Raw genomic sequence first — 15,553 nt, 5'->3', positions numbered from 1 at the left:
TTTCTGTTAAGGTAGGAGATGAAATTTTAGGTCACACCCTAGATGGTCTTGGAAATCCCACAGATGGCTTTAAGCTTGAAACTAGCAAAGAGTATTCTGTTGAAGCCGCACCACCAGATCCTATGGATAGGGTAATTATTAATGAAGTGCTTCCTCTTGGAGTTAAGGCAGTAGATGGACTTCTAACTGTTGGTAAGGGGCAAAGAATTGGTATATTTGCAGGTTCAGGTGTTGGAAAATCCACCCTTCTTGGTATGTTTGCAAGAAATACTAAGGCGGATATTAATGTAATTGCCTTAATTGGCGAGCGAGGAAGAGAAGTAAGGGAGTTTATTGAAAGGGATTTAGGTCCTGAGGGTATGAAGCGAAGCGTGCTTGTAGTTGCTACCTCAGATAAGCCTGCCCTTATTAGAAATAAGGCAGCAAAAACTGCCACAGCCATAGCAGAATATTTTAGAGACCAGGGAAAGGACGTGCTTTTAATGATGGATTCACTGACACGTTTTTCCATGGCACAACGTGAAATAGGTTTGGCATCTGGTGAGCCGCCAGTTACAAGAGGTTATCCACCTTCAGTTTATTCTGAAATGCCAAAGCTACTTGAAAGGGCTGGAATGTCAGATAAAGGTTCTATTACAGGTCTTTATACAGTCTTAGTTGATGGCGATGATTTTAATGAGCCCATCACTGATACTGCAAGATCTATTCTTGATGGTCATATTATGTTATCTAGAAAACTTGGACATCAAAATCACTATCCAGCAATTGATGTTTTACAAAGTATATCAAGATGTATGAGCCAGATTGCAAGTCCTGAACATAAAAAAATGGCAGGACGACTAAAGACTGTTATGGCAACCTATAATGAAGCAGAGGACTTAATTAATATTGGAGCCTACAGGTCTGGTTCTAATAAAAATATTGACTATGCCGTTTATAAAATCGACAAGGTTAACGCCTTTTTATGCCAGCAAACAGATGAGAAGTTTAGTTTTGATGAAGAACTTGCCCTTTTAGCTGACATTTTCTCAGATTATGAAAGCTTTGAAAAAGGGGAACTTAACCTATCTGGTGTAAAGCGAAAGTAGGGAGTGAGTAGTCTATGGCAAAGTTTGTTTATAGGATGGAAAATGTATTAAAACTTAAGGAACAAATCGAGAGCCAAAGACAGATGGAATTTGTACAGGCACAAAATAAAGTTCTTGAAGAAGAGGAAAAAATGAAGGCCTTAATTAATCGTTACAGAGGATATGTAAATGATCAAAAGGAGGCCTCAAAAAATAAAATTAGCATTGTAAATTTACGACATTTTGGAGACTGTATAAGAGTTACAAAGGAGCTAATAAAGGCAGAAACGGTGCAAGTTAAGGTTGCAAAAAAGAATTTGGAGGTTGCACAAAAACGACTTGCAGATGCAGTTATGGAAAGAAAGATTCAGGATAAGTTAAAGGAAAGAGCCTTTGAAGAATTTAAGCAGGAATTAAGTAAGGAAGAAATGAAAGAGATTGACGAAGTTATTAGTTTTAATTACAATAATCGTAGTATTTGAACGCAGTGTAAGCAATTTTAAAGAGTAGCTAGTTTACTAGACAAAAGGGGAGGTCTATATGGCTAAGAAAAAGTCTAAGGACGAAATTGAAGACGAGTTACAAAACGAAGATGAAGAAAAAGAAGGCGGGATATTAGCTAAACTTGGCAGTATCTTTATTGCTTTAATTGTCATAGCTATTTGGCTTGCAATCTTTGCCCTACTAATTAAGATGAATGTAGGGGGGATTGGTAGTATGTTGCGCCCTTATTTAAAAAATGTACCGGTAATAAATATGATTTTGCCAGAGGGTTCTGATGAGGAGATTGCAAAAGAAACTGGCAGTAGCTATAAAACCCTAGCAGAAGCCCTTGATAGAATTAATGAGTTAGAGGCTCAAATTGAGGAGTATGAAAATAATGGCCAGACAGAAAAAATCTCAGAGCTTGAAGCAGAAGTAGCAAGACTTAAGGTCTTTGAAGAGAATGCAGAATACTATCAGCAGCTAAAGGATAAGTTTGATACAGAGGTTGTTTATACAGATAACGCCCCTGATATTGAAAACTATAAATCCTGGTATGAGTCTATTGATGCAGATAATGCGGCCAAAATCTATGAGCAGGTTATAAAAGATTTAGCTTATTCTGAGGCGGTAAAAGAGTGGGCTAGTACCTTTGGTAGTATGGAAGCTGCCAATGCTGCAGCAATTTTAGAGGAAATGACAGGAGATACAGACCTTGTGGCAGATATTTTACTAAATCTTGATACAGATGTTAGAGCTGCTATTATGGCAGAGATGGATACTGTCTTTGCTGCTAAGCTAACAAAGATTATGTACCCATAGCTTAAAAAATAAAGATTACAACCCTTTCTAATTAGGAAAGTTTTTTTAGGAAAATGTTACTAATTAGAAAGGGTTATTTTTGTGCCTGTAATTAGAAAACTTGTACTAAATTAGCAGCTATTCACTTCCGATATATTTTTTGAAAGGAGGTAGTAGATGCAACTAGCCAATTTAGAAACTAGCTTAAAGCTAAACTTTAACAGGGTTCCAAACAGCACATCATCAAAATTATCGGGCCCTGAGACTAATCCTTTTGGACAAGTTTTAAAAAACACACTAAAGACAAGTAAAAGCACATCAAAAGAAACTAATGAAAGCTTTGCAAGTACACAGACAAAGCAAGTTAAAACTAATGATAATAATACTAATAAGGCTGATTTTGATAATGAGATTAAAACTTCTAATAATGAACTAGAAGCAAGCGTAAACAAGTTAGAAGAAGTAGATGAAAGCACATCAATTCCTACAGATCTTATTAATGAAGAAGCCAAGGAAATTATTAGTGAAATCGCAGACCTACTTGATATTGACAGCGATGAAATTATTGAAACCATGGCAAGTCTTAACATGAATGTATTTGACCTATTTGATTTATCAAAGATTCAAGAACTTATGTTAGAACTAAATGGCGAGGGTGAAATTGCTTTAATTGTAGACGGAGATTTTTCATCTAAGCTTGAAGACATATTAGCATTTGTAAAGGACAAAATAGAAGACTTAGCAGAAAGTTTTGATATTCCAGTTGAAGATCTTAGAAAAAATTTTGAGGGAGAGAAAAATATCTTTGAGGGAATATTCCTTAAAGAAGACAATAAAGAGTTAGTAGATACTAGTAAGCTAAATGCACAAAGCCAGGTTATAAGTCCTAAGGAAGCTTTTAACGAAGCTTCATTAGAAGAACCAAAGGAGGATTCACTAGAATCGGTAATTGAAGAAAAAACAATTATTAATCTAGAAAAAAATCCGGCCCAGGCAAATGAAAATGCAAGTTCTAATGAAAAGGGGCAAGACATTTTTAATAACAAAAAGGAAGACTTAAATACAGTAACAGTTAATAATCAGACAGTAACTTCCGATGTTTATAAAAATTTTGCCAACGCATTAGAATCCATTGAAAACACTACAATCAATCAGGTAGACGTAGCAAGACAGGTAATTGATCAAATCAAACTAACTAGCAGTCAGAATCTAAATCAGATTGAGGTAATGTTAAATCCTGAAAATCTTGGCTCAGTACATGTAACAGTTACAGCTAAGGAAGGAATTATAACAGCAGAACTTACAGCTACTAATGAGGCGGTTAAGAAAGCCCTAGAAAATCAGATGCAGACCTTAAAGGAAAACTTTAATAATCAGGGAATTAAGGTTGAGGCAGTTTCAGTAACTATTGAGAGCCACTCTTTTGAGGGAAATACTAGTTTTGAAGGGGATACAAGCAAGGACAATTTAGGACAGGATAAGAAAAAAAGAATGAATCTTGATTTAAGTTCGCTAAATGACCTTGATTTTGAAGAGCTAACTGCCGATGAAATAAGAGCAAGGGATTTAATTGAAAACGGCGATGCTTCCGTTTCTTATTTAGCATAAAAGAAAGGAGTTTTTTATGGCATCAGAAGTAGGAGTTTGGTCGCAGGTTAATGCCGATGGCAGCGTTTCACAAACCGCTACAACAATGAGTTCAAGTCTTAGTTCTATGGGTTCTACAAAAAGTAAGACAACAATTGATGTAGACGGATTTTTACAGTTAATGGTAGCTGAAATGCAAAACCAAGACCCATTAGAGCCAACAGATAATTCAAAATACATGGCTCAGCTTGCTACATTTACACAGGTAGAAGCAACAACAGAAATGAATGACAATCAGATTAAGCAAACAGCTTCTAACTTAGTTGGTAAATACGTAATTATGAAAACTAGTACAAATAATGACGGTTTTGTTGGTGGCAAGGTTGATTATTGGGAAGAGATAAGCGACGTTTTATATCTAGGCATTGGAGATAAATTATATGACATTAAGGATTTAGACACAGTAATGGACGATGAATATTTCGACGTTTGGTCAGCACAGTAATCTAAAGAAGAGGTGACCGATATGAATAATATTGTAAATGGAAATATTAACTCAATTGAAGCTATGACCGATGCCGTACTTAAGTCTACTAAGCAAACTAGTAAGACAAATGAGTATAGCGGTCCAAGTTTTAAAGATATATTTAATTCAAAAGCTTCTATTGATTCCGTTATTTCAAATAGTAGTATTGGCCAGGTAAAATTTTCAAAACACGCAAATCAGAGACTTGAAGAAAGAGACATAAATTTAAGTGATGAACAATTAAACAGGCTAGAAGAAGGAACACAAAAAGCAATTTCTAAAGGAATAAAGGAATCTTTAGTATTAGTTGATAACCTTGCATTTATAGTTAATACAACTAACAAAACAGTTGTAACAGCGATGGATAGTCAATCTAATGAGGAAAACGTATATACCAATATTGATGGAGCTGTTGTAATTTAGCCGGACCTTTTGGAGGTTAACATCCCAGACTGCTTGAAGGGATGAGCAACATTTTCTATTAATATGGTGTCATCGTGATTAACCTAATTGCATTAGTGGAAACACTATCAACCTAAATTAGGAGGACAAATATTATGATGAGATCATTATTCTCTGCTGTGTCAGGTTTAAAGGCACATCAGACAAGAATGGATGTAGTTGGTAATAATATTGCCAATGTAAATACAGTGGCTTATAAGTCACAGTCAATGACATTTTCAGAAGTTTTTTATCAGACAACACAAACTGCTTCAGGACCTAACGATAATAAAGGTGGTACAAACCCAAAACAGATTGGTTTAGGTTCATCAGTAGGAAGTATTGCAACTGCAGTTTCTACAGAAGGTGCATCAGAGCGTACAGATAATCCATATGATTTACAGATTTCTGGTGACTCTTTCTTTATTGTAAGTAGTGCAGGAAATACATACTTTACAAGAGCTGGTAACTTTAAAGTAGATGAAAGTGGTGCTTTAGTTACATCAGACGGTGCTAATGTAATGGGTTGGCAGACAGACGATGATGGTAATGTTGTAAAAGATATTGTGTCAAAGCTTTATGTTACAAGTTCACAGTTTACTTATACAGCACCTGCAAGAACAACTGCTCTTACACTTTCAGGTAATATCAATGCTTCTTCAACAGAAGCAATAACAACAACTATGAACTTCTATGATAGTTTAGGTAATTCTTATCAGGCAACGGTAACACTTGATTATGTAGACTCAGGTTCTGATACAGTAAAAACATATAATATTAACCCAGTTTCAATTTCACAGAATGGTTCAATTACAAATCTTTCCTTTGATGTTTCAGGTCAGATTAGCTTTAATGCCGTAACTGGTGCCTCACTTGAATCAAACAGCGAAATCGTTTTAACTCTTAATAATAATGGCTCAGGATCAACAGGGGTTTTACTTGATACAGTAGGTGCTGAAAATACATATCAGATTAGTCTTGATGCCACAGGTCTTACAATGTATTCAGATAAGACATCAGTTAAGTCTTCAATGGGTATTACAAATGATGGTTTAACTACTGGAGCTGGTAAGGCTACAGGTACAATGACTTCTGTAGGTATTGATACTTCAGGCTGTATCGTTGCAAGTTACAGTAACGGTGATACAGTAACAATTGGTCAGATTGCAGTAGCAACTTTTGCTAACCCAGAAGGTCTTGAAAAAGCAGGCGAAAACCTTTGGGCTGCAACTCTTAACTCGGGTTTATTTGATGGAATTGGTACAGATGTAACAGCTGGGGATGGAAAAATTACCTCTGGCGTATTAGAGATGTCAAATGTAGACTTATCATCAGAGTTTACAACAATGATTACAACTCAGAGAGGTTTCCAGGCTAATTCAAGAATCATTACAGTATCAGATACAATGCTTGAGGAATTAATCAACTTAAAGAGATAAATTTTAGCATTTAACATTAGAGGCGCTAATTTTAGCGCCTCTTTTTTTCTCCGTGCTAATAAAGAATTTTAAAAACTAATCTTTATGAAAATGTATTTATAAGGATAATTTGCATAACATAGCTAGGCAATAAGTACTATACAATTAGTGTAAAAGTATTGAAAAACTAAAATAATAGAAAAATATTAGCGAAAAATGATACATTTTCAAAAAAATATGTTAGAATAAAGAAAAATAGTGGTTAAAATAAATATATATTATTGCTTTATTTAGCTAAAAGTGTTTTAATATTATTAGTGAACATCGTGACAAATTACATAAGAGTCTTGGGGGAAAGATATGATTGACGTTACTAGATTTAATGATAAAAAGTTCGTGCTTAATGCTGAGCTAATCGAATCCATAGAAGAGACTCCAGACACAGTCATTACTTTAACTAATGGGCATAAATATCTCGTAAAAGAGACGGTTGATGAGGTTATAGATAAGGTCTATAGCTACAAGTCTAGGATATTTTCTCAATTCGCAAAGGTAAATGATAACTAATTAAACTTTTAAAGAAGGGTGGGTCTTTAAATGGATATAGCTACATTAGCGGGTATTGTCCTTGGTTTGGTCATGGTATTATTCGGTATTATTTCTTCAGGTGGCGTGGCTGCCTTAGGAAACTTCATTGATGTACCATCCCTTATTATTACAATTTTTGGTTCCTTAACATCCCTTATGGCCTCATATACAATGGCCGACTTTACCGGCGGTTTTTCAGGTATTGGCGTTGCTATGAAGGACCCTAAACTAGATCATGGTGCAGTAATTACTAAGATTATTGAGCTTTCAAATGTGGCTCGTAAGGAAGGTTTACTTGCTCTTGAAGAGATTGCTAGAGGTCTTGAGGATCAGTTTATGCAAAAGGGAATTTTACTTATTGTAGATGGTACTGAACCTGAACTTGTAAGAGGAATTCTTGAAACAGAACTTATGAATATGGAAGCAAGACATAAAAACAAAGCTGGCTTTTTTGATGCTTGGGCAGCTCTTGGTCCTGCCTGGGGTATGATTGGTACACTGGTAGGTCTTGTTAATATGTTAAAGAACTTATCAGATGCTTCAACAATCGGTCCTAATATGGCCGTTGCCTTACTTACTACACTTTATGGTTCGCTTCTTGCTAACTGGATTTGTACACCAGTTTCTAATAAGTTAAAGCAAAGAGCAGCTATTGAATTTCAGTTAAAGGAAATTGTAATTGAAGGTTTACTTTCAATTCAAGCTGGTGAAAACCCTAGAGTTATTGAGGAAAAGTTAAAATCCTTCTTAGCACCAAAGGCTAGAGAGGCTATTTCTTCGGAGGGAGGTGCTTAAAATGGCAAAAAAGACAGAAGATGAAGCTCCAGCTGGATCTCCAGCCTGGATGGCCACATTCTCAGATCTTATGAATTTGCTTCTTTGCTTCTTCGTATTACTTTTCTCTATGTCTAGTACAGATGCAGGAAAGTTTGAAGAAGTAGCAGCCAGTTTAGCAGCTTCTTTTAGTATTTTGCCATCTGGTGGTTCCGCACTATCCTCAGAAGGTGTTTTGGTAAATAGTGGCGCTAGCCAGTTAAATGAACTTAGCACCTACTATAATAGCATGGGTCTTAATGCAGAAGGTGAGACAGATACTGAAGTGCAGGATGCCTATGAGCAAGTTCAAGAAGAAGGTCAGGCAGAATCTGAGCAAATGGCAGAGGAAATTACTGAAAGCCTTGCAGCCTCAAATGTTGCAGATCAGGTAGAGGTAACAGCCACAAGTAAATACGTAGTATTAAATCTTAGTGGCGGTGTCTTATTTGAATCAGGAAGCTATGCCATAAGAGAGGATGCTAAAACCCTTTTAAAGGCAGTTTCAGTGGCAATAAAAGAATATGATGGAAATATTATTTCTATTGAAGGCCATACAGATAATGTGCCAATGCATTCAGCTCAAATTGAAGATAATATGATGCTCTCCCTTTATAGAGCTTATAGTGTTTACCGTTTCTTTGTAGATGAATACGGATTTTCTGAAGAGACCATGACAAGTTCTGGTCGTGGTGAAAATGTACCTATTGCCACAAATGAAACAGCAGAGGGAAGAGCACTAAACAGACGAGTAGAGATTAAGATATATAACAATATTAATTCATAAAATCTAAAGCGAGGTGGAAATTAGTGAAGAAAAGTATGTTAAACGTAATTATTTTGGCTCTTGTATTAATTAATTTAGTTTTAACGGCAGTATTAACATTTACATTAGTACAAACCAATACAAAGACTAATAGCCTTATAACCCATATTGCCGAAATAATCGATTTAGATGTTGCAGGGGGAACAACGGATTCAAGTTCTTCATCATCCTCAACAGATTTATCTAATATTGAGTATATCAGTGTAACAAATGGTGAAGAGACAACAATTACTGTAACTTATGTTGGCGCTCAGACTCACTATGCGGTATTAACTGTAACTATTGGTGTGAATAAGTCCCACAAAGACTATTCAGAAAAGATTACAACAATTAAAAACAACATGACTTATATTGTTAACACAATCTCAACACTAGCTACAGAAAAATATACATATCAGACAATTGCTACAAATACAAAGGATTTCCAGAATGACTGTTTAGAGGCATTACAAGAACTATTCCAGACTAACTGTATCTATTCAGTACTTGTAACACCGGTTGTGCAGTAATTGTAGCGTTTGTTTTACAAACGCTACACGTGTGCGAGCAGATTGCGAAGCAATTCTAATGCGAGCACTTCCCGTAGTTGTGGCAACAGCTTTAGCTGTTGTCATCTAGCCTGAGCCTTATTGCGAAGCAATTCTAATGGCGAAGGTTCCCGTAGTTGTAGCGTTTTGAAGGAGAGGATTTGAAAAGAGAGGTGGGAGTAAATGAGTGAAGTTCTTTCACAAAATGAAATTGATAACCTCTTAAAAGCACTTAGTAGTGGTGAACTTGATGTAGATGAGATGAAAAACTCCGACGAAAAGCAAGTTAAGAATTACGACTTTGCCAGACCGTCTAAGTTTGCTAAGGAGCATTTAAGAACACTAGAGATTATTTTTGAAAATTTTGGACGTTTGCTTGCAACTAATTTACCAGCTTATCTTCGTAAATCAGTTACAGTAGATGTAGTAAACTCAGAAGTCGTAATTTATTCCGAGTTTTCAAACGCCCTTTCAAATCCTGTGTTACTAGGAGTTGTGGGAATGAATCCCCTAAATGGCTCTGTAATTATGGAAATGGCTTCAAACCTTGGTTTTGCCATAGTAGATAGACTACTTGGCGGACAGGGAAATGCCCTTGAAAAGGAAAGAGAATTTTCAGAAATCGAGCTTACTATTATTGAAAGAATTTTATCTATCTGTGTTAATCTAATGGAAGAACCTTGGGAAAATGTGGTAAAAGTACAGCCAAGACTAGAAAGAATCGAGACTAATTCCCAGTTTGCTCAGATTATATCACCAACAGAAACCATAGCCATTGTAACTATGAATCTAAAGATTGGTGATGTGGAAGGCCTTATGAATGTGTGTCTTCCATTTACAACACTAGAACCTGTTATGGATAAGTTAAATACAAAATATTGGTTTGCTAACATGCAAGAAAAGGGTGGCGAGACCTTTGAACGTGAAATTGAAAGCATGATTTCAAGGTCAGAGATCCCAATTAAGGCAGTTTTAGGAAAATCAAATATTAGCGTGGCAGATTTTGTTGGCCTACAATATGGGGATATTATTAGAGTCAACAAAAAGGTAGAACAAGAGCTTGATATTTATGTAGGTAATATTAAAAAGTTTAAAGCCTTGCCAGGTTATTTTGAAGATAAATATGCAGTGAGGGTTACAGAAGTTATAAGAGAGGAGGATACATAAAGCTATGGATGGAATGCTATCACAAGATGAAATCAATGCTCTCCTAAGTGGTATGTCCACAGATTCAGACGATGGCGGAGGGGTAGAAGAGCCATCTGAGAGTGCTGCCGCTGAGTTATCAGGAGAAGATGCATTTAGCTTAGCTGATTCAGAAAAAGATGCTGTAGGAGAGATTTCTAATATAAGCATGGGGACTGCGGCTACAACTCTAAGTTCTCTTCTTAATCAAACAGTTAATATTACAACACCAAAGGTAGATGTATGCAGCTGGGATGACTTATCTCATAAATATGATAGACCGTGTGTTATGATGCAGATTTCCTATAAGGAAGGTCTAGACGGTAATAATGTTTTAGTTTTAAAGGAAAACGATGTAAAGATTATTACTGACCTTATGATGGGTGGAGCAGGTGTTGCAAATGATGACGAACCTTTATCAGAGCTTCATTTAAGTGCCATTGGCGAAGCTATGAATCAGATGATGGGTTCGGCAGCTACATCTCTTTCATCAATGTTTAATAGGAAAATCGATATTAGTCCACCAGTTTCAAACCTTGTTGAAACCTACAATGATGTGGATGAAAATTTACCAAAATTCTTATCAAAGCCTTTTGTTATGGTTGCTTTTAAAATGCAAATCGGTGATTTAATCGATAGTGAAATCATGCAGCTATATCCTAAGGAATTTGCAGAAGAATTACTAGAAATGTTTATGCCAAAGGAAGAGGAAGCACCAGCACCGGCGCCAGAACCAACACCGGCACCAGCAGCCACTGCACCATCACCACCACAGGCAGCCCCAGATCCAAATGCTATGAATGCAGGAATGGGAATGCAGGGAATGCCAATGCAGGGAATGCCAATGCAGGGAATGCCGATGCAGGGAATGCCGATGCAGGGAATGCCAATGCAAGGAATGCCAATGCAGGGGATGCCAATGTATGGCTATGCACAGCCTGATGTTAATGTGGCACCAGCTTCCTTCCAGCCATTCTCACAAGACCTAGGACAGTTAACTGCCCAAGAAAATATTGGTCTTATTATGGATGTACCTCTTGAGGTAACAGTAGAACTTGGTAGAACCTCAAAATCAATTAAAGATATTCTAGATTTTGCACCAGGTACAATTATTGAACTTAATAAAATCGCCGGTGAGCCAGTAGATATCCTAGTTAATGGCAAGTATGTAGCCAAGGGCGAAGTAGTTGTAATCGAAGAAAGCTTCGGTGTTAGAATTACAGAAATTATTAAATAACAACTTTTTTGTAAAAAACAATAGTAAATTTATGATAAATGGTGTATAATACAGTTAAATGATTTTGTGAAAATTTAATTCAGATAGGAGATATTGTATGGCAAAGAATATTTTAATTTGTGATGACGCGGCATTTATGAGAATGATGATTAAAGATATTCTAACTAAGAATGGTTATAATATTGCTGGTGAGGCTGAAAATGGCGCGAAAGCAGTTGAAAAGTACGCTGAATTAAAGCCAGATCTTGTTCTTATGGATATCACTATGCCAGAGATGGATGGAATTGAGGCTTTAAAAAAGATTAAGGCTTCAGATCCTAACGCATCTGTAATTATGTGTTCTGCGATGGGACAGCAGGCCATGGTTATTGAATCAATTCAGTCAGGCGCTAAGGACTTTATCGTAAAGCCATTCCAGGCTGATAGAGTTATTGAGGCAGTGCAGAAAGTAGTAGGATAAATGACAACTAACTTGATTTTAACTAACAGCTTAGACGAAATCGCTGAGTTTGTTACATTACTAGTTATTTTTATAATAGTCATAGGAATTACTTATTTTTCAATAAGAATTGTAGGAAATATTCAAAAAGAAAAGCTTGGGCGTGGAAACATACAAATTCTTGAGACACAAAAGGTATCTAATACCAAGTATATTCAAATTGTGAGGATAGGAAAGAAGTGCTTTGCGATTGCTATATGCAAGGATAGCATAAGCTATTTATGTGAAGTGGATGAGGGAGATTTACAATTTAACACAGATTCATCTATCTCTAAGTCGAGCGCCGAAAGTTTTAAGGCTATAATAGATAAGTTTAAGAAGGACAAGCCAGAAGATTGATGGGGTAGGGATGATTTATGTTGCAGTGGATGAAGAGGCATAAGAAGGCAATTTGTAAAATTTGGCTAATTACTAGTCTAGTTATTTTTGTTAGTCTTTTTGCTAGTGTAAATGTATTAGCAGAAGAGGAGACAACAGCTAGCGCTAATAATTTGATTGATGTTAATATCTCGGCTGGAGATGGCTCTGATATGGCAAGCGTTTTACAGATGCTCTTAGTGTTGACAGTTATTGCATTAGCTCCGTCAATACTTATAATGCTAACTTCTTTTACCCGTATTGTAATAGTGCTTCACTTTACAAGAGCGGCCATTGGAACACAGACTGTTCCGCCTAATCAAGTAATAATAGGTTTGTCCTTATTTTTGACCTTTTTTGTTATGCAACCAACTTTTAATGAGGTTTATACCAATGCCATAGAGCCCCTTTCTAATAATGAGATATCCTTAGAAGAGGCCTATGATATAGGAGTAAAGCCTATTAGAAAGTTTATGTTAAGCCAGGTATCTACAAAGGATCTAGACACATTTTTTAGCGCAGCAGGTGTAGAAGAAGGCTCAATAGAATCTGAAGATGATATTGAAATGCGAGTATTAGTTCCAGCCTTTATTATTAGCGAACTAAGAATTGCATTCATTATAGGTTTCTTAATTTATCTTCCATTTATTGTTATTGATATGGTAGTTTCTTCAACCCTTATGTCAATGGGTATGATGATGTTACCGCCAACTACTATTAGTGCTCCATTTAAGATTTTGCTCTTTGTAATGGCAGATGGCTGGAATTTAATAATTGGAAACCTTTTAAAGACCTTTTAGATAGACATCATAGTTAGTTTAGCTAGCTAAAGAGATTTGGATTTGAATTTTTTAATGTATTACTAAAGGATTTGAGATTTGTTGGGGGATTTAGGATGCAAGTAGGAGACGTAATAACAGTTGCAAGACAGACAATTTGGGTAATTGTTAAAACTTCTGTTCCGCTATTAATAGTATCTATGATAGTGGGTCTAGTTATCAGTTTGTTCCAGACATTAACATCTATTCAGGAACAGACTCTTACTTTCGTGCCAAAATTATTAGCAATAATGTTGGCTCTTATGATTCTTGGAAACTGGATTCTTTCAACAATCGTGGAATTTATGAACAACCTATGGGGAAACTTTGCTACATATATTCGATGATTAAGAGTCTAGAGGATTAAAATATGATAGAATACTCAATTATTATTGACCAGTTTTTAATTTTTATATTGATTTTAATAAGGCTCGCATCATTTTTGTATGTTGCGCCTTTTTTTAATACTAAGGGAATACCAGGCAGAATTAAAATCGGCCTAGCCTTTTTTATTAGCATGATAGTTTATGCTGCAAACCCTAGTTTATCCATTGAGTATAACAGCATGCTTGGCTATTCAATACTTGTATTAAGAGAAGTTTTAGTGGGACTAATACTAGGTGCCTTAAGCCTTATGAGTGTGCAAATTATTTACTTTGCAGGAAAAACTATAGATATGGATATAGGTCTATCTATGGCCCAGCTATACGACCCGACTACTAGAATGCAGACCGGTATTATGGGGAATTTTTATTATTATCTAATTATGCTTATTCTAGTAATTTCAGGCCTTCACAGATACCTAATTGGGGCAATAGTAGAGACCTTTAAGGTAATTCCTCTAGGGGGAGCTATATTTAAGGCAAGCATCTTTGATATAGTCCTAGACTTTATGTCTGACTATTTTATCATCGGCTTTAGAATTGCCCTGCCAGTATTTGCAGCAACTCTTTTACTAAATTGCGTTTTGGCAATTCTTGCAAAGGTGTCGCCTCAGATGAACATGTTTGTTGTAGGTATGCAGCTTAAGATTTTTGTAGGTATCTTTGTAATTCTAGTTACCATCTCTATGCTACCTTCCATTGCAAACTTCCTTCAAACTGAGATAAAGACCATCCTTGCCAAACTTGTAAAGAGCATGTATTAGGGGGATTTTTTATGGAAAATGTATCTCTTAATATAAATGAATATAAACTAGCAATAAAACTAAACCTTCAGTTCTTTGCACAAGATGGACCTGGTGGTGAAAAGACAGAGCCTGCAACTAATAAAAAGTTAAAGGATGTAAGAAAAGAAGGTCAGGTAGCAAAAAGTAAGGAAATAATTACAGCAGTGTCCCTGCTCTCCATTTTCATTCTTTTAAAAATTTATGTGGCAGGCATTGGAAATGGCTTTTTAAAGGCTTTCAATGAAATTTATTCCTACTTTGAAACAGTGACTAGTACTAGTGGCTTTGGACTTGAATCAGAGATGGCTATGGATATTTTAAAAAATGTTGGCATGATGATTATTACCATTATTGCACCGGTTTTAATTGTTGGTGTAGTTATAGCAATTTTAGGAAATGCCTTGCAGCAAAGCTGGATGGTAACTGCTAAACCACTTAAGCCTAAGGCTAGTAAAATAAGTCCACTAAATGGCTTTAAGAGAATGTTTTCCTTTAAGCAGGTTTTTGAACTTATTAAGGCCATTGCCATGATGACAATTTTAGCGATTGTTGTATGGTCAATGGTAAAAAAGCAGGTTTATGTCATATATTCCTTTTATGATGTGTCTCTTTATACGGCCATTGTAAGAACCGGTCAGATAATTATTGATTTAGGAATTAGGGTTAGCCTAGTTTTTCTAATAATTGGCGTTGTGGATTTAATTTATCAAAGACATAAATTTAAAAACGACAATATGATGACAAAGCAAGAAATTAAGGATGAGTATAAGGATTCTGAAGGTGATCCACAGGTTAAGGGCATGATTAGAAGAAGAATGAATGAAATTTCTAGACGTAGAATGATGCAGCAATTACCTGAGGCAGATGTAGTTATTACAAACCCAACTCACTTTGCAGTAGCCCTTAAATACGATCCGGAATCTGGAAAAGCTCCTATAGTTATTGCAAAGGGTGCAGATTATCTTGCTTTTCAGATTAAAGATAAAGCAAAAGAATATAACATTGAAATTGTAGAGAACAAACCGCTTGCAAGAATTCTTTACCACAACATAGATATCGGTGAGGAAATACCTCCTGAATTATATGTGGCAGTTGCTGAAATTCTTGCAGCAGTAATGAAAACAAAGAATAGAAACTTAACTAGCACTATGGTATAATTTTAATGAATGAATAATATTTTATGTAATAAAATTACCATTTTGCTAAGGTGTT

At 35.8% G+C, this 15,553-nt stretch carries 19 protein-coding genes; all 19 read left to right on the top strand.

Going from position 1 to position 15,553, the window contains the following annotated elements:
• A partial coding sequence (locus QVA17_RS08530) for a FliI/YscN family ATPase (RefSeq protein ID WP_287387919.1) occupies positions 1-1,088 on the top strand: 1,088 nt, incomplete at its 5' end.
• Positions 1,089-1,102: 14 nt separating this feature from the next.
• The gene (gene fliJ / locus QVA17_RS08525) at positions 1,103-1,549 is read left to right on the top strand and encodes a flagellar export protein FliJ (RefSeq protein WP_027431357.1); all 447 of its coding nucleotides are present in this window, start codon (positions 1,103-1,105) and stop codon (positions 1,547-1,549) included.
• A gap of 58 nt (positions 1,550-1,607) precedes the next feature.
• Positions 1,608-2,372, top strand: coding sequence for a MotE family protein (locus tag QVA17_RS08520; protein WP_287387914.1), 765 nt, complete (start codon positions 1,608-1,610; stop codon positions 2,370-2,372).
• Positions 2,373-2,528: 156 nt separating this feature from the next.
• Positions 2,529-3,959 carry a flagellar hook-length control protein FliK gene (locus QVA17_RS08515; RefSeq protein WP_287387912.1) on the top strand — a complete coding sequence of 477 codons (1,431 nt, stop codon included), beginning with the start codon at positions 2,529-2,531 and terminating at the stop codon, positions 3,957-3,959.
• Between the two features lie 16 nt (positions 3,960-3,975).
• On the top strand, positions 3,976-4,443 hold the full coding sequence (locus QVA17_RS08510) for a flagellar hook capping FlgD N-terminal domain-containing protein (protein ID WP_051195416.1): 468 nt from the start codon (positions 3,976-3,978) through the stop codon (positions 4,441-4,443).
• 21 nt (positions 4,444-4,464) lie between these two features.
• On the top strand, positions 4,465-4,887 hold the full coding sequence (locus tag QVA17_RS08505) for a TIGR02530 family flagellar biosynthesis protein (RefSeq protein WP_287387906.1): 423 nt from the start codon (positions 4,465-4,467) through the stop codon (positions 4,885-4,887).
• A 134-nt stretch (positions 4,888-5,021) separates the two neighbouring features.
• A complete protein-coding gene (locus QVA17_RS08500; protein ID WP_287387903.1) occupies positions 5,022-6,344 on the top strand; it encodes a flagellar hook protein FlgE in 1,323 nt (440 codons plus the stop codon).
• Between the two features lie 339 nt (positions 6,345-6,683).
• The gene (locus QVA17_RS08495; RefSeq protein WP_287387900.1) at positions 6,684-6,890 is read left to right on the top strand and encodes a flagellar FlbD family protein; all 207 of its coding nucleotides are present in this window, start codon (positions 6,684-6,686) and stop codon (positions 6,888-6,890) included.
• A gap of 30 nt (positions 6,891-6,920) precedes the next feature.
• Positions 6,921-7,706, top strand: a complete 786-nt coding sequence (locus tag QVA17_RS08490) for a motility protein A (RefSeq protein ID WP_103952806.1) — start codon at positions 6,921-6,923, stop codon at positions 7,704-7,706.
• Between the two features lies 1 nt (position 7,707).
• Positions 7,708-8,511, top strand: a complete 804-nt coding sequence (locus tag QVA17_RS08485) for a flagellar motor protein MotB (protein ID WP_287387895.1) — start codon at positions 7,708-7,710, stop codon at positions 8,509-8,511.
• A gap of 35 nt (positions 8,512-8,546) precedes the next feature.
• Entirely contained in the window at positions 8,547-9,059 is a 513-nt protein-coding gene (locus QVA17_RS08480; protein ID WP_287387892.1) for a hypothetical protein, read from the top strand.
• Positions 9,060-9,260: 201 nt separating this feature from the next.
• Complete coding sequence (gene fliM, locus QVA17_RS08475; RefSeq protein ID WP_027431348.1) at positions 9,261-10,244, top strand: flagellar motor switch protein FliM; 984 nt, start codon at positions 9,261-9,263, stop codon at positions 10,242-10,244.
• Between the two features lie 4 nt (positions 10,245-10,248).
• Positions 10,249-11,499, top strand: coding sequence for a flagellar motor switch phosphatase FliY (gene fliY / locus QVA17_RS08470; protein WP_287387886.1), 1,251 nt, complete (start codon positions 10,249-10,251; stop codon positions 11,497-11,499).
• 97 nt (positions 11,500-11,596) lie between these two features.
• Positions 11,597-11,959 (top strand): response regulator, encoded by a 363-nt coding sequence (locus QVA17_RS08465; protein WP_027431346.1) that lies wholly within the window; start codon positions 11,597-11,599, stop codon positions 11,957-11,959.
• Positions 11,960-12,337 carry a flagellar biosynthetic protein FliO gene (locus tag QVA17_RS08460; RefSeq protein WP_287387881.1) on the top strand — a complete coding sequence of 126 codons (378 nt, stop codon included), beginning with the start codon at positions 11,960-11,962 and terminating at the stop codon, positions 12,335-12,337.
• Positions 12,338-12,354: 17 nt separating this feature from the next.
• Positions 12,355-13,155 carry a flagellar type III secretion system pore protein FliP gene (gene fliP / locus QVA17_RS08455; RefSeq protein WP_051195415.1) on the top strand — a complete coding sequence of 267 codons (801 nt, stop codon included), beginning with the start codon at positions 12,355-12,357 and terminating at the stop codon, positions 13,153-13,155.
• A gap of 95 nt (positions 13,156-13,250) precedes the next feature.
• Positions 13,251-13,520: a flagellar biosynthesis protein FliQ gene (fliQ, locus tag QVA17_RS08450; protein ID WP_287387876.1), complete on the top strand. Its 270-nt coding sequence runs from the start codon at positions 13,251-13,253 to the stop codon at positions 13,518-13,520.
• 23 nt (positions 13,521-13,543) lie between these two features.
• Positions 13,544-14,320 (top strand): flagellar biosynthetic protein FliR, encoded by a 777-nt coding sequence (gene fliR, locus QVA17_RS08445; RefSeq protein WP_027431342.1) that lies wholly within the window; start codon positions 13,544-13,546, stop codon positions 14,318-14,320.
• 11 nt (positions 14,321-14,331) lie between these two features.
• Positions 14,332-15,498 carry a flagellar biosynthesis protein FlhB gene (gene flhB, locus QVA17_RS08440; RefSeq protein ID WP_287387873.1) on the top strand — a complete coding sequence of 389 codons (1,167 nt, stop codon included), beginning with the start codon at positions 14,332-14,334 and terminating at the stop codon, positions 15,496-15,498.
• Positions 15,499-15,553: the final 55 nt, after the last annotated feature.

Source organism: Lachnospira sp., from assembly GCF_016290755.1.
GTDB lineage: Bacteria > Bacillota > Clostridia > Lachnospirales > Lachnospiraceae > Lachnospira > Lachnospira multipara.
Note: the sequence above shows the minus strand (reverse complement) of the source record. Positions and strands in the feature narration are given on the sequence as shown.

What these genes read in the sequence shown, in the direction of transcription:
- fliP (WP_051195415.1), top strand. Translation starts at nt 12,355, where the DNA reads ATGTTGCAGTGGATGAAGAGGCATAAGAAGGCAATTTGTAAAATTTGG.
- fliR (WP_027431342.1), top strand. Translation starts at nt 13,544, where the DNA reads ATGATAGAATACTCAATTATTATTGACCAGTTTTTAATTTTTATATTG.
- QVA17_RS08520 (WP_287387914.1), top strand. Translation starts at nt 1,608, where the DNA reads ATGGCTAAGAAAAAGTCTAAGGACGAAATTGAAGACGAGTTACAAAAC.
- QVA17_RS08485 (WP_287387895.1), top strand. Translation starts at nt 7,708, where the DNA reads ATGGCAAAAAAGACAGAAGATGAAGCTCCAGCTGGATCTCCAGCCTGG.
- fliQ (WP_287387876.1), top strand. Translation starts at nt 13,251, where the DNA reads ATGCAAGTAGGAGACGTAATAACAGTTGCAAGACAGACAATTTGGGTA.
- fliY (WP_287387886.1), top strand. Translation starts at nt 10,249, where the DNA reads ATGGATGGAATGCTATCACAAGATGAAATCAATGCTCTCCTAAGTGGT.
- QVA17_RS08465 (WP_027431346.1), top strand. Translation starts at nt 11,597, where the DNA reads ATGGCAAAGAATATTTTAATTTGTGATGACGCGGCATTTATGAGAATG.
- QVA17_RS08515 (WP_287387912.1), top strand. Translation starts at nt 2,529, where the DNA reads ATGCAACTAGCCAATTTAGAAACTAGCTTAAAGCTAAACTTTAACAGG.
- fliJ (WP_027431357.1), top strand. Translation starts at nt 1,103, where the DNA reads ATGGCAAAGTTTGTTTATAGGATGGAAAATGTATTAAAACTTAAGGAA.
- QVA17_RS08480 (WP_287387892.1), top strand. Translation starts at nt 8,547, where the DNA reads ATGTTAAACGTAATTATTTTGGCTCTTGTATTAATTAATTTAGTTTTA.
- QVA17_RS08495 (WP_287387900.1), top strand. Translation starts at nt 6,684, where the DNA reads ATGATTGACGTTACTAGATTTAATGATAAAAAGTTCGTGCTTAATGCT.
- QVA17_RS08510 (WP_051195416.1), top strand. Translation starts at nt 3,976, where the DNA reads ATGGCATCAGAAGTAGGAGTTTGGTCGCAGGTTAATGCCGATGGCAGC.
- QVA17_RS08460 (WP_287387881.1), top strand. Translation starts at nt 11,960, where the DNA reads ATGACAACTAACTTGATTTTAACTAACAGCTTAGACGAAATCGCTGAG.
- fliM (WP_027431348.1), top strand. Translation starts at nt 9,261, where the DNA reads ATGAGTGAAGTTCTTTCACAAAATGAAATTGATAACCTCTTAAAAGCA.
- flhB (WP_287387873.1), top strand. Translation starts at nt 14,332, where the DNA reads ATGGAAAATGTATCTCTTAATATAAATGAATATAAACTAGCAATAAAA.
- QVA17_RS08490 (WP_103952806.1), top strand. Translation starts at nt 6,921, where the DNA reads ATGGATATAGCTACATTAGCGGGTATTGTCCTTGGTTTGGTCATGGTA.
- QVA17_RS08505 (WP_287387906.1), top strand. Translation starts at nt 4,465, where the DNA reads ATGAATAATATTGTAAATGGAAATATTAACTCAATTGAAGCTATGACC.
- QVA17_RS08500 (WP_287387903.1), top strand. Translation starts at nt 5,022, where the DNA reads ATGATGAGATCATTATTCTCTGCTGTGTCAGGTTTAAAGGCACATCAG.